At 66.1% G+C, this 26,714-nt stretch carries 26 protein-coding genes and 1 tRNA gene; 12 read left to right on the top strand and 15 right to left on the bottom strand.

Features of this window, described 5'->3' with window-relative positions; genetic code table 11:
* Window positions 1–312: 312 nt before the first annotated feature.
* Window positions 313–1,134: an alpha/beta fold hydrolase gene (locus AB4061_RS36685; RefSeq protein WP_441641028.1), complete on the bottom strand. Its 822-nt coding sequence runs from the start codon at window positions 1,132–1,134 to the stop codon at window positions 313–315.
* A gap of 39 nt (window positions 1,135–1,173) precedes the next feature.
* Window positions 1,174–1,869, bottom strand: a complete 696-nt coding sequence (locus tag AB4061_RS36680; RefSeq protein WP_441641027.1) for a dienelactone hydrolase family protein — start codon at window positions 1,867–1,869, stop codon at window positions 1,174–1,176.
* Between the two features lie 265 nt (window positions 1,870–2,134).
* Here AB4061_RS36680 and AB4061_RS36675 point away from each other — a divergent pair, with 265 nt between their 5' ends.
* Window positions 2,135–2,944 (top strand): alpha/beta fold hydrolase, encoded by an 810-nt coding sequence (locus AB4061_RS36675; RefSeq protein ID WP_441641026.1) that lies wholly within the window; start codon window positions 2,135–2,137, stop codon window positions 2,942–2,944.
* A 48-nt stretch (window positions 2,945–2,992) separates the two neighbouring features.
* On the opposite strand, the gene AB4061_RS36670 is transcribed toward AB4061_RS36675, so the two are convergent.
* The 3 genes from AB4061_RS36670 to AB4061_RS36660 form a co-directional block, all read right to left on the bottom strand.
* A complete protein-coding gene (locus AB4061_RS36670; protein WP_441641025.1) occupies window positions 2,993–3,997 on the bottom strand; it encodes a Bug family tripartite tricarboxylate transporter substrate binding protein in 1,005 nt (334 codons plus the stop codon).
* A gap of 33 nt (window positions 3,998–4,030) precedes the next feature.
* Window positions 4,031–5,440: an amidase family protein gene (locus AB4061_RS36665; protein ID WP_441641024.1), complete on the bottom strand. Its 1,410-nt coding sequence runs from the start codon at window positions 5,438–5,440 to the stop codon at window positions 4,031–4,033.
* Between the two features lie 108 nt (window positions 5,441–5,548).
* Window positions 5,549–6,325, bottom strand: coding sequence for a FadR/GntR family transcriptional regulator (locus AB4061_RS36660; protein ID WP_441641023.1), 777 nt, complete (start codon window positions 6,323–6,325; stop codon window positions 5,549–5,551).
* Window positions 6,326–6,707: 382 nt separating this feature from the next.
* Between AB4061_RS36660 and AB4061_RS36655 the strand changes: the two genes are divergently transcribed.
* The 6 genes from AB4061_RS36655 to AB4061_RS36630 all read left to right on the top strand — a co-directional run bounded on the left by AB4061_RS36655 (window position 6,708) and on the right by AB4061_RS36630 (window position 10,976).
* Entirely contained in the window at window positions 6,708–7,220 is a 513-nt protein-coding gene (locus AB4061_RS36655) for a DUF6622 family protein (RefSeq protein ID WP_441641022.1), read from the top strand.
* Between the two features lie 75 nt (window positions 7,221–7,295).
* The gene (locus AB4061_RS36650; protein ID WP_441641021.1) at window positions 7,296–8,204 is read left to right on the top strand and encodes a sterol desaturase family protein; all 909 of its coding nucleotides are present in this window, start codon (window positions 7,296–7,298) and stop codon (window positions 8,202–8,204) included.
* A gap of 19 nt (window positions 8,205–8,223) precedes the next feature.
* Window positions 8,224–9,312, top strand: coding sequence for a sensor histidine kinase (locus tag AB4061_RS36645; RefSeq protein ID WP_441641020.1), 1,089 nt, complete (start codon window positions 8,224–8,226; stop codon window positions 9,310–9,312).
* A gap of 31 nt (window positions 9,313–9,343) precedes the next feature.
* A complete protein-coding gene (locus AB4061_RS36640; protein WP_441641019.1) occupies window positions 9,344–10,162 on the top strand; it encodes a LytR/AlgR family response regulator transcription factor in 819 nt (272 codons plus the stop codon).
* Between the two features lie 219 nt (window positions 10,163–10,381).
* Window positions 10,382–10,657, top strand: coding sequence for a hypothetical protein (locus tag AB4061_RS36635; RefSeq protein ID WP_441641018.1), 276 nt, complete (start codon window positions 10,382–10,384; stop codon window positions 10,655–10,657).
* 79 nt (window positions 10,658–10,736) lie between these two features.
* Window positions 10,737–10,976, top strand: a complete 240-nt coding sequence (locus AB4061_RS36630) for a hypothetical protein (protein ID WP_441641017.1) — start codon at window positions 10,737–10,739, stop codon at window positions 10,974–10,976.
* Window positions 10,977–11,029: 53 nt separating this feature from the next.
* Here AB4061_RS36630 and AB4061_RS36625 read toward each other — a convergent pair whose 3' ends face one another.
* Genes AB4061_RS36625 through AB4061_RS36605 form a run of 5 tightly spaced genes read right to left on the bottom strand, consistent with a single transcriptional unit; the run spans window position 11,030 to window position 17,861 of the window.
* Window positions 11,030–11,614, bottom strand: coding sequence for a glycerol-3-phosphate responsive antiterminator (locus AB4061_RS36625; RefSeq protein ID WP_441641016.1), 585 nt, complete (start codon window positions 11,612–11,614; stop codon window positions 11,030–11,032).
* A gap of 5 nt (window positions 11,615–11,619) precedes the next feature.
* Window positions 11,620–13,182 (bottom strand): FAD-binding oxidoreductase, encoded by a 1,563-nt coding sequence (locus AB4061_RS36620; protein ID WP_441641015.1) that lies wholly within the window; start codon window positions 13,180–13,182, stop codon window positions 11,620–11,622.
* Entirely contained in the window at window positions 13,179–14,858 is a 1,680-nt protein-coding gene (locus AB4061_RS36615) for an FAD-dependent oxidoreductase (RefSeq protein ID WP_441641014.1), read from the bottom strand. Before AB4061_RS36615 ends, AB4061_RS36620 begins: the two co-directional genes overlap by 4 nt.
* 22 nt (window positions 14,859–14,880) lie before the next feature.
* Window positions 14,881–16,404, bottom strand: a complete 1,524-nt coding sequence (locus AB4061_RS36610; protein ID WP_441641013.1) for an FGGY family carbohydrate kinase — start codon at window positions 16,402–16,404, stop codon at window positions 14,881–14,883.
* Entirely contained in the window at window positions 16,401–17,861 is a 1,461-nt protein-coding gene (locus tag AB4061_RS36605; protein ID WP_441641012.1) for an MFS transporter, read from the bottom strand. Before AB4061_RS36605 ends, AB4061_RS36610 begins: the two co-directional genes overlap by 4 nt.
* Window positions 17,862–18,208: 347 nt before the next feature.
* Here AB4061_RS36605 and AB4061_RS36600 point away from each other — a divergent pair, with 347 nt between their 5' ends.
* The 4 genes from AB4061_RS36600 to AB4061_RS36585 all read left to right on the top strand — a co-directional run bounded on the left by AB4061_RS36600 (window position 18,209) and on the right by AB4061_RS36585 (window position 21,716).
* Window positions 18,209–19,345: a zinc-binding dehydrogenase gene (locus AB4061_RS36600; protein ID WP_441641011.1), complete on the top strand. Its 1,137-nt coding sequence runs from the start codon at window positions 18,209–18,211 to the stop codon at window positions 19,343–19,345.
* 78 nt (window positions 19,346–19,423) lie between these two features.
* Window positions 19,424–19,564: a hypothetical protein gene (locus tag AB4061_RS36595; protein WP_441641010.1), complete on the top strand. Its 141-nt coding sequence runs from the start codon at window positions 19,424–19,426 to the stop codon at window positions 19,562–19,564.
* A gap of 100 nt (window positions 19,565–19,664) precedes the next feature.
* The gene (locus AB4061_RS36590; RefSeq protein WP_441641032.1) at window positions 19,665–20,825 is read left to right on the top strand and encodes an ABC transporter substrate-binding protein; all 1,161 of its coding nucleotides are present in this window, start codon (window positions 19,665–19,667) and stop codon (window positions 20,823–20,825) included.
* A gap of 21 nt (window positions 20,826–20,846) precedes the next feature.
* Window positions 20,847–21,716, top strand: a complete 870-nt coding sequence (locus tag AB4061_RS36585; RefSeq protein WP_441641009.1) for an NAD(P)-dependent oxidoreductase — start codon at window positions 20,847–20,849, stop codon at window positions 21,714–21,716.
* Between the two features lie 34 nt (window positions 21,717–21,750).
* Here the strand turns inward: AB4061_RS36585 and AB4061_RS36580 are convergent, their stop codons facing one another.
* Entirely contained in the window at window positions 21,751–22,689 is a 939-nt protein-coding gene (locus tag AB4061_RS36580) for an alpha/beta hydrolase (protein ID WP_441641008.1), read from the bottom strand.
* 352 nt (window positions 22,690–23,041) lie between these two features.
* Between AB4061_RS36580 and AB4061_RS36575 the strand changes: the two genes are divergently transcribed.
* A tRNA-Leu gene (locus tag AB4061_RS36575) sits at window positions 23,042–23,126 on the top strand.
* An 89-nt stretch (window positions 23,127–23,215) separates the two neighbouring features.
* Here the strand turns inward: AB4061_RS36575 and AB4061_RS36570 are convergent.
* The 4 genes from AB4061_RS36570 to AB4061_RS36555 form a co-directional block, all read right to left on the bottom strand.
* Entirely contained in the window at window positions 23,216–24,121 is a 906-nt protein-coding gene (locus AB4061_RS36570) for an adenylate/guanylate cyclase domain-containing protein (RefSeq protein ID WP_441641031.1), read from the bottom strand.
* A 74-nt stretch (window positions 24,122–24,195) separates the two neighbouring features.
* The gene (locus AB4061_RS36565) at window positions 24,196–25,230 is read right to left on the bottom strand and encodes a patatin-like phospholipase family protein (protein WP_441641007.1); all 1,035 of its coding nucleotides are present in this window, start codon (window positions 25,228–25,230) and stop codon (window positions 24,196–24,198) included.
* A gap of 257 nt (window positions 25,231–25,487) precedes the next feature.
* Window positions 25,488–26,366 carry a LysR substrate-binding domain-containing protein gene (locus AB4061_RS36560; RefSeq protein ID WP_441641006.1) on the bottom strand — a complete coding sequence of 293 codons (879 nt, stop codon included), beginning with the start codon at window positions 26,364–26,366 and terminating at the stop codon, window positions 25,488–25,490.
* Between the two features lie 75 nt (window positions 26,367–26,441).
* The gene (locus AB4061_RS36555; RefSeq protein WP_441641005.1) at window positions 26,442–26,702 is read right to left on the bottom strand and encodes a hypothetical protein; all 261 of its coding nucleotides are present in this window, start codon (window positions 26,700–26,702) and stop codon (window positions 26,442–26,444) included.
* Window positions 26,703–26,714 lie beyond the last annotated feature (12 nt).

The raw sequence follows: 26,714 nt of genomic DNA, 5'->3' as shown, positions 1-26,714 counted from the left end.
GGCCCCCCCCTCTCATCAGACTCTTTTCTGCCTGACCCACACTACCGTCTCGCCACCTCGCGCTCCACTGCGGGGACGGGGCGCGTTCATACCATCTTTTCTTTACGAGTAAAGAAAAGTGACATCTCACACGTTCYAAAACGGCCAACACCGCACAGCCGCGCCAGCAGCTAGAAGCAGTAAAACCCCACCCCCAAGAGACACCCCCGCGTCAGCGGGGCTAGAAACCTCGCACATCACGGGCTACGCCAAACCCGCACGCCGCTCGCCAAGGGGAACGCCAGAAATTGCTACATTCCCCTTGTCCTCTCCCTACCTCTGAATAAACTCAAGCAAATCCCGATTGATCAAATCAGGATGGGTCGTACACATCCCGTGCGGCAGCCCCTTGTAGACCTTCAGCGTGCCGTGCTTCACCAACTCGGCAGACAGCAAAGCCGAATCCGCAATCGGCACGATCTGGTCATCGTCTCCATGCAGGATCAGCACCGGCACATCGATCTTCTTGAGGTCTTCCGTAAAGTCCGTTTCCGAGAACGCCTTGATGCAATCGTAGTGCGCCTTGATCCCGCCCATCATGCCCTGGCGCCACCAGTTCGCCATGATGCCTTCGGATGGCTTTACCCCCTCGCGGTTGTAGCCGTAGAACGGGAATGGCACGTCCTTGTAGAACTGTGCCCGGTTGGCGGCCAGCTGCGCGCGGAAACCGTCGAACACCTCCAGCGGCAGGCCGCCCGGGTTGGTGGCGCTCTTGACCATGATCGGCGGCACCGCGCCGATCAGCGCCGCCTTGGCTACGCGGCCAGCGCCGTGCCGCGCGACGTAGCGCGCCACCTCGCCGCCGCCGGTGGAGTGGCCGATGTGCACGGCGTTTTTCAGATTCAGATGGGCGGCCAACGCAGCGACATCCGCGGCGTAGGTGTCCATCTCGTTGCCGGTGTCGGTCTGCGTGGAGCGCCCGTGGCCGCGGCGGTCGTGTGCGATCACCCGGAAGCCCTTGGAGAGGAAGAAGAGCATCTGCGCGTCCCAGTCGTCCGCGCTGAGTGGCCAGCCGTGATGGAACACGATGGGCTGGCCCGTGCCCCAGTCTTTGTAGAAGATGTGCGTGCCGTCCTTGGTAGTGATCTCACTCATGAAGTGACCTCCTTGTGGGTTGCTGCGGGACCTGCCGGATTACTGCATCGCCTGGAAGAAAGACAGCGTCCGCGCGTTGGCGGCCTTGGCTGCTTCGGCGTTGTAGTGCACGCCGGCGTTGCGCGCGAAGGCGTGCATGCAGCCGGGGTAGGTGTGGATTTCCACCTTGGGGCGGTTGCGCAGGGCTTCGATGATTGTTGCGCGCGCCTGCGGGGGCACGAACTCGTCTTCTTCGGCGATATGCATCAGCAGCGGCGCTGACAGCTTGCTGGCTTCGGCCAAATGCTTGTCGATGCCAACGCCGTAGTAAGACACCGCGGCATCTGCGTCGGTGCGCATCGCCGTCAGGAAAGCCAGCAGGCCGCCGAGACAATAGCCGACCGTGCCTACGCCGCCGCCCACGCCCGGCTGTTTGCGCGCGGCCTGGATGGTGGCATCGAGGTCTGCCACGCCTTTATCCACGTCGAACGCGGTGTAGAGCGCCAGCGCCTTCTTCCATTCGGCCTCGGACTTGTCGGTCAGCTCCACATTGGGTTCTTGCCGCCAGTACAGGTCGGGGCAGAGGGCGACGAAGCCCTGGCTGGCAAAGTCGTCGCAGGTCTGCCGCATGTCCGCGTTGATGCCGAAGATCTCCTGGATCACGACGATGGCGGTACCGCGCGCGTTGGCGGATGGCGTGGCCAGATAGGCAGCAAAGCTGCCGTCGGCCACGTCGATGGTGATGCGCTTGCCCATGGAAAGACTCCCTTGCATTGGTGTGCCCGAAGTACCACCGTACCGTTATAGGCGAAATCGCTGGAGACGGCGTCCGGCCGGGCACGATGATGTGGCACATAAAACACCTGGATGCCGGCGTTGCGCGCCGCCTGGACTACGCCGTTTCTGAGCCAATAGTTTGCCGCTAAGTAGAATTCGCAAATGGCAACGGGGACCCGCGGTAGTCGCCGTCACTCGATCGTCATGTCGTTGGCCGCATGTTTGCACCAGGAGTCATTTCAAAATGGAATCCTTCGATGACGACCTTACCCACTTCGAGGCGCACGGCGCCGCGCCGCTGCCGGCCGCCGGCGATGCGGGCTACGTGGACAATGACGGTGCCCGAATCTGGTATGCCACGTACGGGGCAGCCGGCACTCCCGTGATCCTGCTGCATGGGGGTCTAGGCCATAGCGGCAATTGGGGCTATCAGGTTCCGGCGCTGGTCAGCGCCGGCCATCGCGCCGTGCTCATCGACAGCCGCGGACACGGTCGCAGCACGCGCGATGGCCGCCCCTTCACCTATGCGTTGATGGCGTCCGACGTACTCGCCGTGATGGACGCCTTGCACATCGATAAGGCCGCCATTGTGGGTTGGAGCGACGGTGCATGCATCGCCTTGATCCTCGGCATGACAGCCGCTGAGCGCGTCGCGGGGGTGTTCTTCTTTGGCTGCAACATGGACCCCAGCGGCACAAAGACGATCTCGCCTGGTGCGATCATCAACCGATGCCTTGCCCGGCACGCCATGGACTATGCGCAACTGTCAGCAACGCCAGACGCGTTCGATGCCTTCGTGGGTGCGGTCAGCGAGATGATGAGGACCCAGCCCAACTACGCGGCGCGCGCGCTGGCCGATATCCGTGTGCCGGTAGCCATCGTGCAGAGCGAACATGATGAGTTCATCAAACACGAACATGCCGAATACCTTGCGCGAAGCATTCCCGGGGCGGAGTTGGTCCTGCTGCCGGGCGTGAGCCATTTCGCGCCGCTGCAGAGGCCGGCGTTGTTCAACGGGGCCGTGCGGGATTTTCTTGGGAAGGTCGCTTCTTGAACAAGCGGACGTGAGGGCTGCGTCCGCTTGTCGAGAATCGGCGCCCCCTCAGTCCCCCTTGAAACCCGAAGCCTTGATCACCGGCGTCCAGCGCGCGGCAAGGGCGTTCGCATACCTTGCGACCTCATCCGGCGCACCGCCGGAGAGCAGGTCGTATCCAGTGCGCCCCAGCTTCTCGCGAACGTCCGGCATAGCGAGAATCTTGCGCACGGCGTCGCCCCACTGCGCGGCCACGTCGGGTGCGGTGCCCGCGCGCACATACAGCAGATAGCGCGACGAGGTCACCAGGTTTGGAAATCCGGACTCCGCGAACGTGGGCACATTGGGCAGCGCATCGGCGCGCTTGTCGCCGGCCACCGCCAACACGCGGAGCTTGCCGGCGCGGTGATATTCCATGAAGGTGGTGGTTGCGTCCATGCCGGCGGATATCTGGTTGCCCATCAGGTCCGTGACAAGGGCACCGCCCCCGCGATAGGGCACCAGGGTGCTGCCCGTATGGGATTGGGCAACGAATTCCACCGCCAGGAAATGAAGCAACGTGCCAACGGTGCTGATGCCGATGGCGTGCTCGGCGGGACGGGCCTTGGCCGCCTGGACAAAATCTGCCAGCGTCTTGATCGGCGAGCTGGCGCTCACCGCCAGCCCGAACTGGACGCCGGCCACGTCGGTGACGGCCTTGAAATCGGTAGCGGGATTAAAGCGCATGTTGTTGTAGATCAGCGGGCCGATAAACATCGGGTCCACTGGCGCCAGCAGCACGGCGTTGCCGTCTGCGGGCGCGTTCTTCAGGACTTCGGCCGCCACGCGGGTGCCGGCGCCGGGACGGTTGTCGACGATCACGATGCGGCCCATCGCATCCTTCAACTTCTCCGCCAGCAAGCGCCCCATGAAATCGGCTGGCCCACCCGCCGGGAACGGCACGATGATGCGCGAGACGGCCTGGCCCCACGCGGCACGCGAGATCACGCTGCCCGCACACAGGACGGCGGCGGTGCCGGCCAGCATGGCGCGGCGCGAGAGCCGCACAGCGGCGTTATGGTTGCGGTCGTTCATTGGATGCTCCTGGTTGGCTTGCGGGGGGGGGGATTACCGGGCGGCGAATGGTGTGAAGTGCGCTGCGTCTTCGATGACCTGCCCTGCTCGCAGCAGCAGGTCTTCCCTGAAGCGCCAGGCCATCAGTTGCACGCCAACGGGGATGGCGCCGGCCATGCCCGTGGGTACGGAGAGGCCCGGCATGCCAAGCATGGCGGTGGCGAGCAGCGGGCTCTGGGCGTCGAGCAGGGCGTGCGTTTGTTCAAGCGTGCCGATATCCGCGTCCTGCGCGCAGGGCCGCTGCCATGACACCGGCATCAACACCAACGGATAGGTATCCAGGAAGACCGACCAGTTGCGCGCCAGTGTCTGGCGGCGCGCCAATGCATCGAGAAAGCCATCGCGGCTGGTCTGTGCCATGCCCTCGATCATGTTGCGCTGGCTGCGCCGCATGGCTTCGTCGCCGTGTTGGTCCACCCCGGCGATGATGTTGCGGCGGCTGTCGTCCGTGATCAGCGTGCGCCATAGCGCGGCGGCTTCGAGGAAATCCGGCAAAGCGGCTTCTTCCACCGTGTAGCCGGCTTGCCGCAGCCAATCGGCGGCGCTGTCCAGGGCGCAGCTCACCGCCGGATCGATGGGAATGCCCGGGCAGTGCTTGAAAAGCGCCACGCGGATCGGGCCCACTGGTGGCGGCAACTCCAACGGCGCCGGCACCCACGCCGGATCGCGCGCGTCGTAGCGCGCCATGGCGTGATAGCCAAGCTGCAGGTCAGCCATGCTGCGGGCCATGACGCCCTGCACCGACATCAGTTGCGGCGTGATGCCGCGCTCGGCGCTGGCGCTGGGGTTGTACGCGGGCACGCGGCCGACCGTTGGCCGCAAGCCGGGCACGCCGCAGGCATAGGCCGGATAGCGGATGGAGCCGCCGATGTCGTTGCCATGGGCTAGCGCGCCCATGCCGCAAGCCACCGCGGCGGCGGCGCCGCCACTGGAGCCTCCGGGCGTGATATCCGGATCCCAGGGGTTGAGCGTGCGGCCGTGCAGGCCGTTGTCCGTGAACCAGCGCGACGAGTAGGTGGCGGTGTTGCTGCGCCCGACAATGATGGCGCCGGCATTGCGCCAGTGCGCCACCACGGGCGCGTCTTCACGCGCGATGTTGTCTTTGAGCGGGATCACGCCGTTGGTGGTGGCGTGCCCGGCCTGATCCACATTGATCTTGATCGTGACCGGCACACCATGAAGCGGGCCAAGTTGCGCGCCGCTGGCGACTAGCTGGTCGGCCGCATCGGCACTCGCCAGCGCTTGCCCGGCCAGCACCTCTGCCAGCGCGTTGATGCGCGGGTTGAGCTGTTCGATGCGTGCGAGCGCGCTGGCGGTGGCCTCGCGGCAGGAAATGTCGCGGCGGCGCACGGCGGCGGCAATGTCGACGGCGCTCCAGCGCCACAGCGTTTCGGGGGTATTCACGTTGAGACTCCAGGAATGTCGGGCAAAAGCGATCCCGCCCCCAGTGCAAAGTGGGAGTTTGGCGAGGCGGATGGTGGATGCCGGCGAGCGGGCCCGCGCGGCGGTGGTTTAGTCGCTAGGGCTCATCAGCAGGCTTCCCCGGTCGACGCGTGATTCGGCCTCAAGGGCCAGGGCTTCGGCGTGCTCCATATGCTCGTGCATGAGCGCGCGTGCACGGTCGGCATCGCGCGCGCGGAAGGCGTCCATCAGGCCGGCGTGGCTGTGGATGATTTCATCGTCGAAACGCGCGAAACTGTCCTGCGCATTGCGCACGACGATCACGCGGCGAATGATGTCGTTGAGCAGGCGGCAGAACAGCGCCAGCATGGGGCTGCTGCACGCATCGGTCAGCCGGTCGTGAAACAGCAGGTCCGCTTCGCGCCGCTCGTTCCAGTCCGCGCTGCCTCCGTGCGCCGGATGGCTCAGGCCGATCAGCGCATCGAGCTCGGCCAGGTCGGCGTCGGTCAGGCGCAGTGCCACGTTGGCAGCCAGTTCGGGCTCTACCGCGCGGCGCAAGGCGTACAGCGTGGCGATGTCGACCGGCTGGAAGTACAGGAAGTTGGAGACAGCCTCCAGGCAACGATCGTACGAGGGCTGCGCCAGCGTGGCGCCGCCGTTGGGCCCGGTGCTGACGGTGACCAGGCCCTGCACCTGCAGGGCGGCCAGCGCCTCGCGCACGGTCCCGCGCGCCACGCCCATCTGCTCGATGAGGGCCGCCTCCTGCGGCAGCTTATCGCCGACCTTCTGGTGGGTCTGGACGATCCAGCGCTTGATGTCGGTGACCACCTGGTCCGAGCGCTTCACGCGCCTGGTGCCAGAGATCTTGGGCTTGGGGTCCTTGGACATCGCTTACAGCCTATTTATGATCATAATTATCATGATTATGATCGGCTGGATGATTCTTCCAATACGGGTATTCCCGGTGCGGGGGAGCTTCTCAAGCCGTGGTGCATTTCTGGCTGCGCGCGTTTGCGGCACTGGTGGCGTGGGCGGATCGCACACCGGCCGTCGAAAAGATCGAACTGCGCGTGCGCGAGACCAATAGGCGAGCTCGCGTTCTCTATGCGCGTTTTGGCTTTGACCGGCAGTCACGCACTGGCGACCCGACCCGCACCGCCTGCGCTTCGCGACACCATCCGGCGTTTCGTCGCAGCGACCTGCACACCGCGCCGGTGTCAGCCGAATATGAGCACCATCGCGTTTCCCCCGACCAGACTGGATGCCCCCCATGCTCACTGAAATCCTCCTCCACACGCCCCGATGGGTCTGGATCGTGCTCGCGGGCCTGATCGCGCTCGGCCTCTCGCAAGCCGTCCCCAGACGAATGACACCGGCCCGCGCCACGGCCGTGCCCGTGGCCATGGCGGTGGTCTCGCTGGGCGGCGTCATCTCGGCCTTCTCCGCGCAGCCGCTCGCGCTGCTTGGATGGGGCATCGGCGTGGCTTGCGCGCTGGCGCTGGCCCACACCATCGGCGCCTGGAGCGGCATTCGCTGGCTGGAGGCCGATCGCCGCCTGCTGGTGCCCGCAAGCTGGGTGCCGCTGGCGTTGATCCTCTGCCTGTTCATCACCCGCTACGGCGTGAGCGCAGCCATGGCGGTAAACCCCGGTTTGCTGTGGCATGCCGGGGTGGCAACGCCGATCGGCTTTATCTATGGTGCCGTTAGCGGTATCTTCCTCTCACGTAGCCTGGTGACCTGGAGGCTGACCCGGCAGGCAATGCTTGACAGCGTGCCGGGCTGATCACTCAGGCCGCCGCTGATGCCAGCAACCGAAGCCAGCACCCCCCTGTCCCGAACCACGTCCAGGCCTGCCGTCATGAACGCATTCGAGAAATTTCAGCTGTTTATCGCGGCCCCGTCGGTACTGGCATTCGCCTTGATCGAGGCCATCGTCTTGTCGCGCCGCCAGCGCTACGACTGGCGGGCGTTCGGGGTGTCGGCGCTGGATCTGGTGGCGCGCATCGCGGTGGGCATTGCCTTGCCGCTGTCGATCGCGGCGCCGCTGGTGCGGCTTGCGTTCGAGCACCGCTGGATGACGATTCATCCCACCGGCTGGATCGCGTTGCCGCTGCTGTTTATAGGGCAGGAGTTCTGCTACTACTGGTATCACCGCGCGGCGCACAGGGTGCGGTGGTTCTGGAGCAACCACGCGGTGCACCACTCGCCGAACCAGCTGAACCTGTCGGCGGCGTTTCGCATCGGGGTTCTCGGCAAGCTGACCGGCACGGCACTGTTCTTCTTGCCGCTGGCCTGGATTGGCTTTGAGCCGCAAATCGTGTTTGCCGTGTTGTCGCTGAACCTGCTCTATCAGTTCTGGATTCATGCGACGTGGATTCCGCGCTTGGGCTGGCTGGAGGGGATCTTCAATACGCCTTCGGCGCACCGGGTGCATCACGCGTCCAACCTTGAGTACCTGGATGCGAACTATGGCGGTGTGCTGGTGGTGTTCGATCGCTTGTTTGGCACCTACGTGAAGGAGCGCGAGGACCTGCCCTGCCGGTATGGCCTTGTGCATCCGATCGAGAGCGCGAACCCGTTGCGGATCGAGTTCACGCAGTGGATGCATCTGCTGCGCGACCTGGCGGGGGCGCGCAGCTTGCGCGCGTTCCTTGGGTACTTGCTCATGCCGCCGGGCTGGACGCCGCATGGCGAGGGCAGCACCACGGCGGAACTGCGCGCGCGGCGCCCGCAGGCTGAGATGTCCCGGGGCGTTGCTGGTGGCTGAAATCCGGCCACAGCCCATCATGCGCCATCCCGCCAAGGCACTGGCCTGGCTGTTTCGCGAACTGCGGATTGGCGTGCCCGTGGCGCTCGGTGCCGCCGGCTTCTTCTCCGTCGTGTTCCGCGAGCCGTTTGGCATGAACCTGGCCTATGCCCTGTGCATCACGATGTTGATACAGGCGCTGGTGAAGCTGGGCCGCTATGGCCTCACGCGCCGGCTGCCCGATGGCTCGCCGGGCGCTTCCACCACGCAGCGGCGCTGGCCGGACTGGAAGTGGATGTTTCCGTGGATCGTCGTGTCCGGCGTAGCGGGCTATTTTGGCGGGCATGCGATTGCCGACCTGCTCACCGGTAGCCACGGCACGCCGTCGGATCTGATGCGCAATCCGCGCGCCCTGCTGCTTAGCATGACGGTGGCGCTGGTGCTGGCGCTCGGCATCTCTTACTTCCACTATGCACGCGGGCGCATGGCGGCTGCGGACGCGCGGGCGCAGGCGGCCATGCGCAGCGCCGCGGAGAATCAGCTGCGCTTGCTGGAGTCGCAGCTGGAGCCGCACATGCTGTTCAATACGCTGGGCAACCTGCGCGTGATGATCGGGCAGGATCCGCAGCGCGCGCAAGAGATGCTGAACCAGGTGATCTCGTTCTTGCGCGCCACGCTGCAGGCGTCGCGCTCCGGCTCGCATCCGCTGTCATGCGAGTTCGATCGCATCGCCGACTACCTGGCGCTGATGCAGGTGCGCATGGGCGCGCGGCTGCAGGTCGAGCTGGACCTGCCCGCCGGCCTGGCCAACCTGCCCGTGCCGCCGCTGCTGCTGCAGCCACTGGTTGAGAACGCCATCAAGCACGGGCTGGAGCCCATCGTCGCGGGCGGCTGGATCAAGGTGACAGCCCGCCGCGAAGGCAGCACGCTGGTGCTTGGCGTGCGCGACACCGGCGCGGGCTTGAGCGAGCTGCCGCCCGGCTCGGATTGCTTTGGCACATCGCAGGTGCGCGAACGGCTCGCCCAGCTCTACGGCAAAGCGGCAAGCTTCGAGCTGCTGCGTGCTGGCGATGACGGCGATGACAGCGGCGGCGGCACGCTGGCCGTCGTGCGCCTTCCGCTATCCTGATTCACTGCCGCCCCCTCCCCATATCGCCTCCATGCGAACCACTGCCCTGATCGCCGAAGACGAAGCGCTGCTGGCCGCGGACCTCCAGGCGGAGCTGGCCCGCTTGTGGCCGGCGCTGAACATCGTCGCGACGGTAGGCGACGGCGAGGCCGCCGTGGCACAGGCGCTCGCGTTGCAGCCCGATCTGCTGTTCCTGGATATCCGCATGCCGGGCATGAGCGGACTGGAGGCAGCGCAGACCCTGGCCGAGGACTGGCCCGACTCGGCCAAGCCGTTCCCGCTGATCGTCTTCGTGACGGCTTACGACAATTACGCCTTGCACGCATTCGAGCATGCGGCCGTCGACTACGTGCTAAAGCCCGTGCAGGCCGACCGCCTGGCAAAGACCTGCGCGCGCCTGCAAGCCACGTTGCAACAGCGTGCGGCCCCGCAGGCCGCCCCGCCATCGCTGGACGCCGCCATGGATCAGTTGCGCGCGCTGCTTGCCGTCGGCATGTCCGCGCCGCCAGCCGCGCCGGCGGCCAGCCCATTGCAGGTGATCCAGGCCAGCGCCGGCAATACCATCACGATGGTGCCGATTGACGAGGTGCTGTATTTCGAGGCCGCGGACAAGTATGTGCGGGTGGTCACCGCGCAGCGCGAGCACCTGATTCGCATGTCGCTGCGGGAGCTGCAGATGCGGATCGACCCGGCGTGCTTCTGGCAGGTCCACCGCAGCACCATCGTACGCTGCACGGCCATTGCCAGCGCGCTGCGCGATGACAGCGGCAAGCTCACCCTGACCTTGCGCGACCGGCCGGAAAAGCTGGGGGTCAGCCGGCTTTATGCGGACGCGTTCAAGGGGATGTAGGCGCCACGGTGTCGCGCAAGTCACGGGCAACAATCCTGCGCAGGTGTCTGCGCGCCGCCGACGCTTGCCCGGCGTGTTGGCGCGGCACCATCGTTTTCTACCGGATTTATGCCCGCCCGCGCACACTGCGCGGCACCGGGCCATGGCATGCCGTGTGCGTGGTGAAGGGGGAGCGTCGAGCCCGGCGCTCCTCCATCACACCCCACTCAGGAGAAGACCATGTCCACCCTATCCATCGGAAACCTGCCTCGCCTCAGCGAGCTTGAGCAGGCCACCCGGATTGCCATGACCGGCGGCACCGGTGTCTACCCCATGCCCATGATCATCCGCAGGGATCCCGGCTATGGCGAGTTTCCGAAGCTGCCCGGCATGCCGGAATTGCCGGAATTGCCGGAAATGCCCGCGATCCCGAACTCGTTCCCGTGCGGCTCGCCGATCTATCACGGGCCGGCAATAGGACCCGGCTCCGGCGAGCCGAAGATCTTTCCACTCTGACCCCGCCCCTTTTTCGTCACGAACGTCACGAGATCCAACGGCACGCAAGAGGCCGAACCTTGCTTTCAAGGAGCACGCCATGCACAACAAATTTGCCATTGCCACCCTCACCGCCGCCGCGCTTGCAGCGGCTTTGCTCGCCGGCGCCGCCCAGGCCGCGAGCCCACAGGACCATACCCTCTACGGTGACCGCTACGGCTACAACTTCCGGGCCGGCAAAGTGGACCCCTACACCGACGGTGGCCGCGCCGGCAAGTTCGACGCGTTCGGCGAAGGCGCTCGCCAGGTTGACCCGTACACCGACGGCGGCCGGGGCTGAGTGGCGCCCGGCGAGCGAAAGCACGCACAGGCGTGCTTTCGCTCGATCAGGCTTCAGGACTTCAGCTCAGAAGGCTTCAGGTTCCACAGCTTGCTGTCGCTGGTGGACACCGCCACGGCGCCTTCCCGGATCGCACTGCGGATGTCGTCCTTGTTGCAGACGAACCCCGAAGTGACGATGGGCGGCAGCGCCTTGCGGTCCTGGGTGGAAAGATGCGCGAGCATGGGCGCGGGCATCAGCTGCACCAGGTTGGGATCGCTCTGCTCCAGCGCCTTGACGCTGCGCGGCCAGGTCGAACGGTCGGTCACGAACACCTTCTGCATGGTGATCAGGCCGGCCCGGTTGGCGCGCTGGATGGTGGCCACCCGGGTCGAAACGAGACTGGTCACCCCGATATCGGCGAGATATTCGACGCCGCCCTTGTCCTGCGACAGCCCTTCGCAGCTGTCGATATTGACGATGACGTACTTGCCGGCCTTGGTCAGCGTGGCCACCACGGGCTGCAGCTTGCGCAGCTCCACGTTGGCAACGATGCAGACCTCGGCGTGGCTCTCGATCAGGATATCGGCCTGCTCGACACCGAAGAGCGTCGCGATGACCGGGTGCCGCGTCAGGCGTGCCCCGAGTGACTTATCCATGATGCTTACCGATCCGGGTCGTAGGGCAGCGCGTCCGTCAGGCCGAGCTTTCCGGGGTTGAGGATGTTCTTGGGATCCAGCGCTTGTTTGACCGCCATCAGCACCGCAAAGGCGCTGCCCAGCGATTCGCGCATATAAGGCGCGCGCAGCAGCCCGATGCCGTGGTGGTGGCTCAACGCGGCATTGTATTTGATCAACACCGCGTTGGCGGCATCCCAGGCCTGGCGATACCACTTCGCCCGGTTCTCCACCTCGACCTCGCCGCGCAGCGAGAAGTACAAGCAGGCGCCGTCCACATAGGCATGCGACTGGTGCGCCGAGCCAGCGAGCGTGCCAGGCACGGCGTTGATGGCGTTGACCACGTCCGTGTAGATGGCGGGCAGGTCGCTCCAGGGGCCGGACATCTCCAGCGTGTCGGCGACAAAGCCGGGGCTGCGCTTGAAGCCTTCCGCGCTCTTGCCGGTCAGGTAGCGCGTATCCAGCCAGCGCTCGAAGATCGCTTCGCTGTCCAGCGCACTACCGAGCGCCTTGCACACGCCTTCGCTGATGGCCATCACGGCATCGACCATCTCGCGCGCGCCTTCGTCGGCGATCAGCAGCACGTTGGTGTCGGGCAGGTTGAACTGCACGCGGCTCTCGAGCTCGTCGTACAGGCGCAGGGCTGCGGGATTGGCGCCGCGCTGCATGATCTCGCGGCAGGCTTGCAGGCCGATGGCGAAGGTCTTGAAGCCATAGGCGATGGCGCGGCCGTAGTCCGGCAGCCGATGCAGCTTGAGGCGCACGCGCACGATCACGCCGAGCGTGCCTTCCGAGCCGATGAACAGTTGCTGCAGGTCCGAGCCGAGCGCCGCGCGCGAGTAGCCGCCCACGCTGATCAGGCTGCCGTCGGCCAGCACCACATCCATGCCGAAGACCATGTCCTCGATCTTGCCGTAGCGCGTCGAAAGCTGCCCGGCGCCGCGGCACGCCACCCAGCCGCCCACGGTGCTGATGGCGAAGGACGACGGCCAGTGGCCCATGGTCATGCCATAGTCCTTCTGGATGGTCTGCTCGAACACGTCGCCGAACAGGCCGGCTTCCACCTCGACGATCTGGCTTTCCCTGTCGAAGTCCAGCACCTTGTTCAGCGCGCACACGTCCAGCACGATGCCACCGCGTACCGGCAGCGCGGCGCCGGTGACGTTGCTGCGGCCCGCCGACACCGTCAACGGGATCGCCGCCGCGTGCGCGATCCGCATGACGGCCTGGATCTGCCCGATCGTGGACACGCGCACGATGACGGCCTGCGGCGTGGCCGGCCGGCCGGCGGTCTCGGTCATCATGGAGCCGGCCCACCAGTCGCGCGTCCTGGCCACCACGCTGGCGGTATCGGTCAGCACCTCATCGGCCACGCCGCGCAGCGCATCGATGTGCGCGGCATCCACGGCGACGGCATTGCGCTGCAGGCCGGGCCCGCCGGGCATGGAGGAGGGTTCCTTGATGGTGGCCGCATAGGCCGGCGGCGTGTGCGCGCCGACGACGTAGTTGCCACGGTTGTAGCCGCGCTTGATGGCTTCCTTGCTGATCATTGTGCATCTCCCAGTAGAACGGATTTTTCATGTGCGACGGCAGCCAGGTAATCATTGACCTGCTGCGCCACCTCGGATTCGGACAGGCCGAGCTCGGCCTGCAGGATTGCGCCCACGCGGGACGCGGCGCGCGCCGAGGCATCGCGCGCCATTAGGCGGGCGCGGATGCGGCGCGAGAGCACGTCGTCCACGCTCCCCGCCAGCTCGTGGCGCGCGGCGTAGACGATCTCGGCTTCGGTATAGGGAAGCCCTTCGACAATCGGTGCCTGCAGGCGCGCATCGGCTTGCAGGATGTCGCTGACGAAACGGGCTTCCGTGCCATAACGCTCGCCCAGGTGGGCGGACAAGCCGCCGGAAGCCACGATGGCCTGCGCGTCGTATCCCGCGGCACCCAGCAGGTACGCGGATTTGGTTTGGCATCGGTTGCGCTGGCCAATCACTTTCTGGGCCGCGTCGACGGTTTGCTCCGCCATGTGCCGGGAGGTGGTCAGCTTGCCCCCGACGATGGTGACGAGGCCATCGGCGGCGGTGTGGATCTCATGGTTGCGCTTGATCTCCAGCGTCTTGCCCCCCGGCGGCGCCACCAGCGGCCTGCAGCCCGCGATGCTGCCCAGCACGTCTTCGGCCTGCAGGTCCGTCTTCAGCGCCCAGCGCGCGCCGTCCAGCAGGAAGTCGAGTTCCTCGCGGGTGCAGCAAACGTTGTCGAGATCGCCCTCGTAATCTTCGTCCGTGGTGCCCAGGTAGGAGACGTTGCCCCAGCGCGTGATGGTGGCGCGGCGGTTGCGCCCCGGCACGGGGATGGTCACGGTGCAGTCGTTGCGGACCTTGAGCCAGGGAATGGCCACATGCACGCCCTTGGCAGGGCGGATATGCAGCGTCTTTTCCTCGCCCTTCTTGCGGCCGGTCCAGTCACGCAGCCACACGCCAGTGGCCATGACGACGACGCCGGCCCTGGCGCGGATCTCTCGATCCCCGGCATGAATGATGGCGCCGTCGACCTTGCCGTGACCGTTGCGCGTGATCTCCACCACCTTCGCGTGGTTGGCCACTGCCGCGCCGTGAAAGGCCGCAGTGCGGGCGATGTTCAGCGTGAGCCGGGCATCGTCCACGCGCGCATCGAAGTACATGAAGCCGCCGAGCAGGTTCTCCTCGTTGAAGGTCGGGCAATGCGACAGCACCTCGGCCTTGGTGAGCTTTTGATGCAGGATGCCTTCGCGCCAGCCGCCGGCCAGGTCGTAGGTCCAGAGTAGGCTCTCGAATGCCTTGGCCAGGCGCTTGTCGAACACGCCGTCCTTCTCCATCACGGGAAACAGGAACGGCAGGCGCTGCACCAGATGCCGCGCATTCCTGCGCAGGCGTTGGCGCTCCAGCAGGGAATGGCGCACCAGGCCGAGATTGCCCTGCTCGATGTAACGCAACCCGCCATGCACCATCTTGGAGGACTTGGACGACGTACCGGAGGCGAAATCGTTCTTCTCCACCAAGGCAACGCGATAGCCGCGCAGGCTGGCATCCAGCGCGGCATAGGCGCCGGTCACGCCGCCGCCGACGATGAGGATGTCGAAGGTCTCGCTGCCGAGGCGATCGAGCTGCGCCTGGCGCACCAGGCGCAGCGGTTCGGTGGATGTCATCCGGGCGCGGTCCCGGCTGGGACTTCTGGATGGAAAAACCATCATGTTTCGGCGATCTCCTGGCAGGTCAGTGGTGATGGAAGGATTGCGCGTGGCGCAGCTCGGACGCCACCCGTGCGTGCCAGAGCGCGCGGCGCTCGCCACGCTGGTCGGCACCCAGGCGTGGCTCGAACACGGCATCGGTTTCATTGGTCGCGCGGGCGTCCTGCAGCGAGTCCCACAGCAGCCCCGACGAGCCCGCGAAGAAGGCGATGCCGCGCAAGCTGGCGCGATCGGTCTCGCGCATGCGCCGGATCGGCATGCCGGTCAGGTCCGCCTGGATCTGCAGCAGCGCGTCGCTGCCGGAGAGGCCGCCACCGACGATGAGTTCGGCCACGGGCACGCCGGCGACTTCCTCGTTGGCCTCCATGCAGGACGACACCGCATGCGCGATGCCTTCCAGGATGGCGTAGGCCACCTCGGCCTGCGTGCTTGCGATGGAGATGCCCGTCAGCGACGCGCGGGCTTCGGGCTGCATCTGCGGGACGCGCAGCCCGGTGAGCGCGGGCAGGAAGGTCACGCCGCGCGCGGAGCCGACGGTGGCGGCCAGCGCGCTGATCTGCTTCGCGCTCTCGAACCAGCGCAGCTTCTCGCAAACCCAATTCAGTGCGGAGCCCGTGGTGGCGACGAAGGTCTCCACGGAAAGATGCGACACATCGTGCTGCCGGCGCGCGGTCATGGTCAGGGTGCCGTCGTACAGGCCGGCCTTGGCCGGCGGCTGCGGCCCGATCACCAGGTCCACGAAGCTGCCGGTGCCGTGCACGCACATCGACTGCCCGCGCTCCAGGCATCCGAGCCCCGCGGCGCCGGCAAGCTGGTCGCCCGCGCAAGCGAGAATCGGCACGTCGATGCCCAGCAGCTCGGCGCGCGTGCGCCCGAAATCGTCGGCGTCCTGGCGCAGCGCGGGCAGCAGCGTGTGCGGGAATTCCAGCGCATCGAGCCAGCCAAGGTGATAGCGGTGCCCGGCCAGCACGTAGGCGCTGGCGGAGGTGGCGTTAGTCGGCGTGGTCACGCAGGCGCGCTCGGTCGACAGATGCCAGAGCAGCCAGGTGTCGATGGTGCCGAACGCCAGGCTGCCCGCGCGGAACGCCTCGGCCACCTCGGGCGTGTCCCGCAAATGGCGCGCGGCCCAGAGGTAGGGAGAACGCACGCCGACCGGGCGCCCGACCTGCTCGAGCAGCGTCTTGTCCCAGGCCGGCGCCAGCGCGCTGAGCTCGCTGACATAGCGCGTGTCCTGCCAGACCATGGCGGGCACGATCGCCCGCCCGCTGCGGGTATCCCACAGCACCGCGGTGGCACGCTGCGTGGCAATGCCCAGCGCGACAATGCGCAACTGCTCTTGCTGCGCGCGTGCGATGGTGGCGCGGCAGACGGCGATCGTCTTTTCCAGTATCGCGTTGGCATCTTGCTCGACCACGCCGGGCCGTGGCGCGTCCACCTGCAGCGTCGTGTATTCGAGGCACGAGACATGGCCGTCGGCGGCAACCACGGCCGCCCGCGTGCCGGACGTGCCTTCGTCGATGGCGAGTATGACGTTGCTGTTGGTCTTCATCGTTGGGATTTCTCTATCGCCGGGTTGAGGAACGCCGGGGCCGGCGCCTCGTCGCCGCTGAATTGCGGAGCGTCGGCTTCGTTGTCAGGATGGATGGCGGTGCGCGTCGGGTCCCACTTGATGGCAAAGCAGATGATGCTGGCCGTCAGCGGCACGATCGAGAGGATGAGAAAGGTCGTCTCCAGGCCGTATTTCTCCCGGAAGAGCGGGAAGATCAACAGGCCCAGTGCGGCGCCGGTTGAGCCCAGCGCGCCGATGATGCCGTTGGCCCCCGCGCGCAGTTCGCTGCGAAACGACAGCGACGAAAGGCTCTTGCCGTTGGCGCCGGGACCGCCTGAATGGAAAAGGATGAACAGCGACGGCACGATCACCGCCACCCAGATCGGCATCTTGCCGTTGAACAGGCCGAGGATCAGCAGCATGACAAAAACGGCGGCGAAACCAAAGGCGGAAGCACGGCGCAAACCCAGCTTGCGCCCGATCAGCGGCGACATGAAGCCACCAAGGATGCCAAAGACGTTGAAGACCAGCGCACCCACCGTGGCGTAGACAAAGTCCTTGCCGAACAGCGCCGCGCTGATCAGCGGCAGATACCAGCCGACCGCGAAGTACTGGATGGATTGCCCGATCTGCACCGTCGCCGCAAGAACGGTGCGCGGCAGATACACACCGCGAAAGATCAGCAGCACATTGGCCAGCCCGCGCTTTGCCTGGTTCAGCACGGGCAGGCGCTCTCCCACCGGCGCGGCGGCGAAGGGCCGGCCATAGATGCGCGTCATTGCCTTGGCGGCGTCGACCAGGCGCTCCTTGCGCGCCAGCCAGATCGGGCTCTCCACCAGGAACGCAAGCTGCAGCACCAGGATGCCAAGCCCGAAGATGGCGGTGGCGGCCACGGAGTAGCGCCAGATGGCGTCGCCCACATTCCACGAATGGAACAGCAACGCCAGCAGCAAATTGCTGCAGACCGCGGTGTACCACATGCCCTGCCAGGTATTGAGCCGGCTCTTCAGCCTGACCGGCGTGAACTCGGCCAGCACGGCCATGGCGATGGCAAAGTCGATGCCGTAGGCCGCGCCGACAAAGAAGCGCCCGACTAGGATCACTTCGAAGCCAGGCGCGAACACCACCAGCAGCGCGCCAATCACCGCCAGGAATTTCGCGATGATCAGCGGGCGAATGCGGCCCCACCGGTCCGCCATCCATCCGCCGATGGGATTGAAGGCGATAGCCACCCACGAAGCAAAGGATGTCAGCAGCGCAACCTGTGAAGCGGCAAGCTGCAGGTTGCGCGTCATGGGCCCGAGCCCGGCGCTCAATGCCGAATTGGAAAATGCGTCGAGGAACAGTCCTCCCAGCGCAAGCCACCAGATGAGGCCGGCTCTACCTTTTATGCTTGGGCAGGAATCAATAAATGCGATGACATCATCGATGCCACGGATCTTGATCGTGGATTGCACAGCGGTCTCCTTGTTTTATTTCTGTAAGAGGCCGCAGCAAGCTGCACGCAGGAAGAGACCATCTTACAGATGGTCTCTTATCTAGATCTGCAGGCAAACTTTAGGTTGAAAGATTCGGGGTGTCAAGCAGGGGAAGCGCGGGGCCGAGCACACATGGATCCGCCTCTATCAGCGCGATGCATGACGGTCTGTCGGCAGGCGCATGACCTGAGTATCCGGCCCAGTACGCGTTTCACAGGAACTTGCTACATTGCTGACTGCTCGGCAAGAGCGGCCCCACATTGCCGCCTGGCCCATCTCACACCGTACACCGCACACCGCACACCGACAGATCAAGGAGACATCGAATGCGCACCGGCCTTCAACTTCGTTCGCAAATCAAGAGCAGCGGTGAACTCGAGCTGTCGCTAGACAGCATCGACACGCCGCACCCCGGCCCGGATGAAGTCCTCATCCGCATTGAAGCCTCTCCCCTCAACCCGTCCGATCTCGGCCTGCTGTTCGGTGCGGCCGACATGAGCACGGCCAAGGCCAGCGGCACGGCAGAGCGCCCCGTGGTCACCGCGCGCGTCCCGGAAGGGGCGATGCGCAGCATGGCCGGCCGCATGGATGCGTCCATGCCGGTTGGCAATGAGGGCGCGGGCGTGGTCGTCGATGCAGGCTCGTCCCCTGCGGCGCAAGCGTTGCTGGGCAAGACCGTGGCTGCCATCGGCGGCGCGATGTACTCGCAGTACCGCTGCATTCCCGCGGACCAGTGCCTGGTCCTGCCCGAAGGCGCCACGCCCGCCGATGGCGCGTCGTCATTCGTCAACCCGCTCACCGCGCTGGGCATGGTCGAGACCATGCGGCGCGAAGGGCATAGCGCCCTGGTGCACACCGCCGCGGCCTCCAACCTGGGCCAGATGCTCAACCAGATCTGCCTCAAGGATGGCATCAAGCTGGTGAACATCGTGCGCAAGCAAGAGCAGGCGGACCTGCTCAAGGCACAAGGCGCGGTCTACGTCTGCAACGCCGCGTCGCCCACGTTCATGCAGGACCTCACCGAGGCACTCGTCGCTACCGGCGCAACGATCGCGTTCGACGCCACGGGCGGCGGCAAGCTCGCCGGCCAGATCCTCACCTGCATGGAAGCGGCCTTGAACAAGACCGCGCGCGAATACAGCCGCTATGGCTCGACCACCCACAAGCAGGTCTACCTCTACGGCGGCCTGGACACCAGCCCGACCGAGTTCACCCGCAGCTTCGGCATGGCGTGGGGCATGGGCGGCTGGCTGCTGTTCCCGTTCCTGCAGAAGATCGGGCGCGAGCGGGCCAACGAACTCAAGCAACGCGTGGTGGCGGAGCTGAAAACCACCTTCGCCAGCCATTACTCGAAGGAAATCTCGCTGGCCGAGGTGCTGGACCTGGACGTGATCGCCGTCTACAACAAGCGCGCGACGGGCGAGAAGTACCTGATCAACCCGAACAAGGGCCTGGCAGGGTAAGTCATCCCGGGGCGCCCTGCGCGCCCGCAGTGTCAAGTATCAGCCGCTGCGCCGCGGCCGGCGGCGCTGGTCGGCTGCATGGATCCTGGCAACTCGGCCACGGCTCTGTCCGGCGGCGCCAAGTACGGCTATCGCCTGCTGGCAGTCATGGCCGCGTCCAGTCTCGTCACCATGCTCCTACAATGGATCCCCGAGCGCGTTCAAGGCGTGGACCGGTAGTGCGCCGGGCGCGCATCGGCGAGTCGAGAGCGGTAGCTGGCCGCTGCCGATTTACACAACAAGAAACACAGAGGAGAGACAACCCGTGCCCCACCCGTTCGTGCGCACCGCCCTGCCGTGCGCCGCCCTTCTGCTCGCTTGCCTCAACGCCCTCCCCGCCCACGCCGACATCCGCGTGGGCATCGACGTTTCCACCACCGGCCCCGCCGCCTCCATCGGCATCCCGTCCAAGAACACCGTCATGATGTGGCCGCAGACCCTGGGCGGCCAGCGCGCGCAGTACGTGATCCTGGACGATGGCTCCGACCCGGCCGCGGCCGTGCGCAATGTGCGCAAGCTGATCTCCGAGGACAAGGTGGATGTGGTGGTGGGCCCCAACATCACGCCCACCGCCATTGCTGCGCTGGACGCCGTGGCGGAAGGCGAGACGCCGATGGTGGCCCTGGCTGCGTCGGCTGCCATCATCGAGCCGCAGTCGGACCCCAAGCGGCGCTGGGCGTTCAAGATGCCGCAAAACGATTCGCATATGGCTACGGTCCTTACCGAGTACATGAGCAACCACGGCATCAAGACTGTCGGCTTCATCGGTTTCAACGATGCCTACGGCGAGAGCTGGTGGCGCGAGTTCTCCAAGCTGGCGGACATGCGCAAGCTCAAGGTGGTGGCCAACGAGCGCTTCTCGCGCACCGATACTTCGGTAACCGGGCAGGTGCTCAAGCTGATGGCTGCCACCCCGGATGCGATCCTGATTGCCGGCGCGGGCACGCCGTCGGTATTGCCGCAGAAGACCCTTGCCGAGCGCGGCTACAAGGGCAAGGTGTATCAGACGCACGGCATCGCCACCTGGGATTTCCTGCGGGTAGGCGGCAAGGACGTGGAAGGCACGCTGTTCCCGACCGGGCCGGTGGTGGTGGCGCGGCAGTTGCCGGATGGCCATCCGGTAAAGAAGGTGGCGCTGGATTTCGTGACGCGCTATGAGACGAAGTACGGCGTGGACAGCATCACGCAATTCGCCGGCGATGCCTGGGGCGCGTGGATGCTGCTGGACGATGCTGCGCGCCGTGCCGGCAAGAGCGGCACGCAGCCGGGCACGCGCGAGTTCCGCCACGCCATGCGCGATGCACTGGAGACGACCACCAACCTGACCATTCCCAATGGGGTGATGAACCTGAGCGCGAAGGACCATCAAGGCTTTGACCAGCGCTCGCGCGTGATGGGCGTGATCCGCGACGGCAAGTTTGCCTACGCGTCAGACAAGTAAGGATATGCAAGGATATTTGAGATGAGCAATACAACGATTGGCTTTATCGGCCTTGGCGCCATGGGCACGCCGATGGTGCGCCACCTGCTCGCCGGCGGCCACGCCGTGCGCGCCTATGTACGCCGCCCCGAGGCCGCCGACGCGGCCCGCGCGCTTGGCGCCGTGCCCTGCACCACGCCGGCGCAAGCCGCGCGCGGCGCCTCGGTGGTGTTTACCAATGTCACGTCATCGGAAGACGTGCAGGCCGTGCTGCTGGGCGAGCACGGCGTGATCGAAGGTGCGGCGCCGGGCACCATCTGCATCGACCACAGCACCATCTCGCCCATCGTCACCCGCGAGATTGCCGCCAGGCTGGCCGAGCACGGCATCGAAGCGCTGGACTGCCCGGTCTCCGGCGGCACGATTGGCGCCGAGGCCGCCAGCCTCACCATCATGGTGGGCGGCAAGGCCGAGATGCTGGAGCGCGTGCGGCCGCTGCTCGCGCTGCTCGGCAAGACCATCACCCACATCGGCGATCACGGCGCAGGGCAAGTCGCCAAGCTGTGCAACCAGATCGCGCAGGTGGTCAATATCGAAGGCATCGCCGAAGCCATGCGCTTCGCGCAGGCGCAGCAGGTAGACAGCGGCCGCGTGCTGCAAGCCATGGCCACCGGCATGGCCGGCAGCCGCATGCTGGACATGATGGGACCGAAGATGGTCGCCCACGACTTTGCGCCCGGTATCGAAGCGCGGCTGCACGACAAGGACTTCGGCCTGGCCGCGGAGATTGCGCGCCAGCTCGGGCTGGAGCTGCCGGCCATGCAAGCCACCTCGCGCCAGCTCGGCACGCTGATGGAAAAGGGCTGGGGCAAGGACGATACGTCGTCGTTGCTGCGGGTGCTGGAGGGCTGAATGGCCGAAGAGTGGCCCCAAAAAAAAGGCGGGGCTAAGCCACCCCCATCATCCGCCGCACAGCCAGCAGCAACGGGCTGTCCCTGTCGGCGAAATCATCCATCACGTTGAAATGGTGCCTGGCGGGCATCGGCACATGCGCCGCACCGGGCGCCTGCGCGTTGGCGGGCCAGCCAGCGCGCAGCAGATCGGTCTGCCGATGGTATTCGCCCGGCTCCAGCCCGCCCACCGCGGTAACCAGCGGTGCATCCGTGGCCGGCGGCAGGAAGGCCGGCGAGAGCCGCTCAACATCACGCGCCGATAGCTTCAGGTCGACCTGCAGGAAGTCCGCCCGGCGCAGCGGCTCCAGGTCATGCAGCCCGCTGACCGAGACCACGCCCTTGACCAGGTCGGCGGGCAGATCGCCGCCTACGCGCGGCCATAGCGTGGTGAGCATCATCGCGGCCATGTGGCCGCCGACGGAATGCCCGGCCACGAAGATGCGCGACCTGTCATGGCCAAGCCGGCCGGACTCCCGGTACAGCCAGGCCACGCTGCGCACGGCCTGCAGCACGATGGTCTCCACCGTCACCGCCGGGCACAGCGAGTAATTGATCACCGCCACCGACACGCCGCAGTGCGGCAGCGCATTGGCCACCAGGCTGTGGTCGCGCTTGTCCAGCGCGCGCCAGTAGCCGCCGTGGAGGAACACCAGCAGCGGCGGCGGCCCATCGGCAGTGCCCGGTTCGGCCGGTTCGGCCGGAAAGTAATCGAGCCGCTCGTCCGCTGCGTGCGGGCCGGGCTCGGCACCGGCGTAGCTCAGGTCCTCCAGCCAGCCGGCGCGCTTGCGCACCTGCAGCGACAGCGCCGCCCAGCGGGCCATGTGGGCAGCGTTGTCGGGCACGTTGGCCCGGTTGTTGTATTCGCGCGCATAGAAGGTGGGATCCTGCGACGGCAGCCGTGCAAGACTGGCGAGGGAGGGCTGGGCTGACATGTGGCTCCGGGGTGGATGTGAGAAACCGGGCGGCGCCACGGCTGCAAGCATGCTAGCGAGTTCGCATAGCGCCAGATATCGACAACTTCCCGGATGTCGGGCCGCTGCGGCAAGCCTGGGAGCGCCCGCCACCCTTCGCCGGCTTCATCCGCTGTACCGCCCGGAGGCCGCCTGAATCCTGCAATCGTAGCCTGGCGACGCGGGCCAAGCGGGCGCGCCAGGGTTGCGGATGGGACGCGTTGGGGCCGCGCTACCGGAGCCAGTTGTGGCCTGGCAAGATTTGCGGCATAATTCCCGGCTCAGCACCGTGCTGGTACGCCGGACTCCCGGCAAATCCGCCAGCACCCACTCAGCCCGGGTGGTGAAACAGGTAGACGCAGGGGACTCAAAATCCCCCGCCGCAAGGCGTGTCGGTTCGAGTCCGACCCCGGGCACCACTATATTTCCCAAAATACAAGTCGATACGCCCAAGGGCGAGCGCAGCTTCACCGCACGTTGAGATTCCGTACAGCGTGTTGGCCCGAAACTAAGCCGGAAAGAACTCGACCCGCTCCCCGGCGCCAGCCATCGACTGCCCGAACGTAATCCAGCCGTGCCCTCTCAGCGCGACTTCATCGCGGCGCAGGATGATTTCGCCATCGCCGTCGATGGCGACATGCGTACCGTTCGCGCTTCGGTCGATCAGCATGTACTTCCCGGCGCGGAACTCGATCATTGCGTGGAACCGCGATGTCTGCGGATCGGCAACGACGATCGTCATCGCGGCGTCGCGCCCTATCGTGACCAGCGGCGAGGCGCCGTTCATGCGGACCTCCATCTCCCGATACCGCAGCGTTAGCAGCGCGGGGCGGATCGCGCGCTGGCTTACGTCGGCGAGAATGGTCATGTCGGCGTTCTGCTGCCATATCGCTTCGAACAACTCCACGGGCACGTCCTTGCCGCGCACGTGTATCGGGTAGAGGTAGCGCATCGCCTGGCGCAGGATTTCCGGCAGATGCGCCACGGCGTCCTTGCTGGTAATGATCTGCCCCTGCGATGCGAGCTTGGAGAGGCGCGCGGCAAGGTTCACCGTGTCGCCGAACACGTCGCCCGAGGCATCATGCAGGAGCGGGCCGTGGTGAAAGCCGATATGGATCGACATGGGGATGCCGGATACGGGCGGCAGCGCTGCAATCGCCATTTGCATGTCGAGTGCAGCCTGCATGGCATTTTCGGCAGTGGGAAACACCGCCATGACTTCATCGCCGATGGTCTTCACCACGCGGCCTTGCTGCGCCGACGAACAGGACTTCATCAGGGCGATGCACTGCCCGATTGCACCGAAGGCGGCCGCGTTGCCTGCCTTTTCATACAGCTTGGTGCTGCTGCTGATATCCGCGAACAGTACGGAACCGTCACCGTCGGACATCGCAGGCATCGATTCCCGGTCCATATGCACCTCAACCTGTTCGCTCGCCGCCCGCCTCGCGCGGCGCCCTGCACTGATGGTAGTACGCGGCCGAATGCTCAAAGAAATGTTTCAGCGATATCGATCGATGAGCGCTGGCCGAGTGCCTCGAAGTTTGCCGCGAGCCAGGCGTCGGCCCGCTCGCGCCCGAGCGTGAACAGGCCGCGCAGGAAGGCCCAGTCCGCGTTGAACTTGCTGGGCGCGCCCAGCCGTGCCATCTCGGCTTCGGCATCGATGCTGTGGATCAGCATGCGGCGGTAGCGTGACGGGTCGAGCGCGCCTTCGTCGATCAGCCGGGTGATGAACTCGATGGCGCGCATCTCGCGCATCAACGAGGAGTTGAAGCTGAGCGTGTTGATACGGTCCAGGATTTCGCGTGCCGTGACAGGCACCTGGGGAATGTGGATCGGGTTGAGGCGGATGATCAGCACATCGCGGCTGTCGGTCTCATAGATCAGCGGATAGATCGGCGGGTTGCCCATGTAACCGCCGTCCCAGTAATACTCGCCGTCGATCTCCACAGCCTGGAACAGCGTCGGCAGGCAGGCCGAAGCCATCACGGCCTTGGCGCAGACCTCGCCAGTGCTGAACACGCGGATGCGTCCGCGCAGCACGTTGGTTGCGCACAGGAACAGCTTGACGCTCTTGCTGCGGCGCAGCACCTCGAAATCGATGGTCTCATCCAGGATGTTCTGCAGCGGGTTGAGGTTGCAAGGATTGAGCTGGTAAGGCGAGTAGAAGCGCGTGAGATGGTCGAACACCATCCACGCCGGCGACATCTCCATATTGCCGCCGGCACCCATCAACCGGTCCAGCCAGGTAGGTTGCAGGGGACTCAGCTTCGCGCAGTCGGACACCTTGCGCCAGCACGTCTCCAGGGCCTGCCGCGCGCCCTCCGGCCCACCGCTTGCCAGGCCGTAGGCGAGCACGGTGGCGTTGACGGCACCGGCGCTGGTGCCGCTGATGCCGTCGATGCCGATGCGCTTGTCTTCCAGCAGCCGGTCCAGCACGCCCCAGCTGAATGCCCCATGGGTGCCGCCGCCTTGCAATGCGATATTGATGTGGCGGATCGCGGGTGGATGCGTGGCTTGCATGGTGGCCTCCTGTTTGCGTGCCTTGGTGATGCTTCTGCCCCTGCGTGCCTGGGGCTCGGCCCGTGCTGGCCTTCCGGCTCCCTTTGGTTGCAGCGTAGTGCATGCGGGCGAACAATCGGCTCACACTGGCTCAATCCGGCGCATTGCCCGCCTTCGCCGTCCATCGAGCGGACAGAAAGCGCCCAGTTCTGTTCACCCTCTGCAGACCTGCAGACCTGCAGACCTGCGTGGCGATGCGAACAGTTGTGGCCGGGGCGCTACCCCTGTCCCTCCCCCACCAGCGCCTTGATCCACTCATGCACCACCCGCACCTCCGGCGAGGCCTCGAACCGCTCCGACACCATCAGATAGTACGAATGCGCCGATGACAAGCTGACCGGCGACAACCGCACCAGTTGCCCGGACTTGAGCAGATGCAGCAGCAGCGAGCGGCGTCCGTATGCGATGCCCTGCCCGCGCATGGCGGCGTCCAGCATCAGGCCGGTGTCGGTGAAGGTGGTCACCCGGTGGCTACGCGGCATCGGCAGGCCGGCTTCCTGGAACCAGGGTTCCCAGGCGTGGCGGCTGTGCGAGAGCAGCATCGCCTCACCGAACAACTTGGGCAGGGCGCGCTGCCTGAGGGTGGCCAGATAGGACGGTGCCGCCACCGGAAACCATTCGTCGTGGCCAAGGTCCAGATGCGGCTCGACCGGCTTGGCACGGGCAAAGCGCAGCGCGATGTCCGCCTCGCCGTGACGCGGCACCACCATCTGGCTCGTGGGGTTGAGCTCGATGGCGATCTGCGTATGGCAGCGCTGAAAATCCGCCAGCGCAGGCACGACTCGGAAACGGGCAAAGGAGGGGAGGACGCTGACGCGCACTGTGCGGGCGGCGCCATCCATCTGGCCAAAGGCTTCGCCCAGCACGGACAACGCTTGGCGCACGGATACCAGCAGGCGTTCGGCATCTGGCGTGGGGGTCACCGTGCGGGTGGTCCGCACAAACAGCACCATCCCGCATAGTTGCTCCAGCTCCCGGATGCGGTGGCTGACCGTGCTGTGGGCGAGGCTAAGCGCCTCGGCAGCCTTGTGGAAACTCCGCAACCGGGCTACGGCGTCAAAGGCGAGCAGCAGCGGAATCGGCGGGATGTGCTTCATAAGGGAGTGCGCGGGGCGGCCGCTGGCTTGGCGCCGGTTGGGAATGGCTGGATCGAAGCGCAGCGCGATGCGCGATCATAGCGCACGCGCGGTGCGCCAGGCCCAGCCGAGCATGCCGGCGAACGCCAGCGGGCCCCACACGAACATCAATTCGCCCAGGTCAGGCACCAGCGCGCGATGCGGCAGCACGGCATGGCCCGCGCGCGCCCAGTCGGCGGCCAGAAGGGTCAGGCACGCTGCCTGCAGCAGGATGCTGCGGCCGGCGCGCTCCATGCCAAGCGCCGCCGCGGCGGCCAGGGGCACAAGGCCGAAAGTCAGGGCGGAAATCATGGGCATCTGCCATCTCGC

Origin of the sequence: Cupriavidus sp. YAF13 (assembly GCF_052113425.1) — a bacterium.
GTDB lineage: Bacteria > Pseudomonadota > Gammaproteobacteria > Burkholderiales > Burkholderiaceae > Cupriavidus.
The sequence above is the reverse complement of the archived record's forward strand: the minus strand, read 5'-3'. Positions and strand labels throughout refer to the sequence as shown.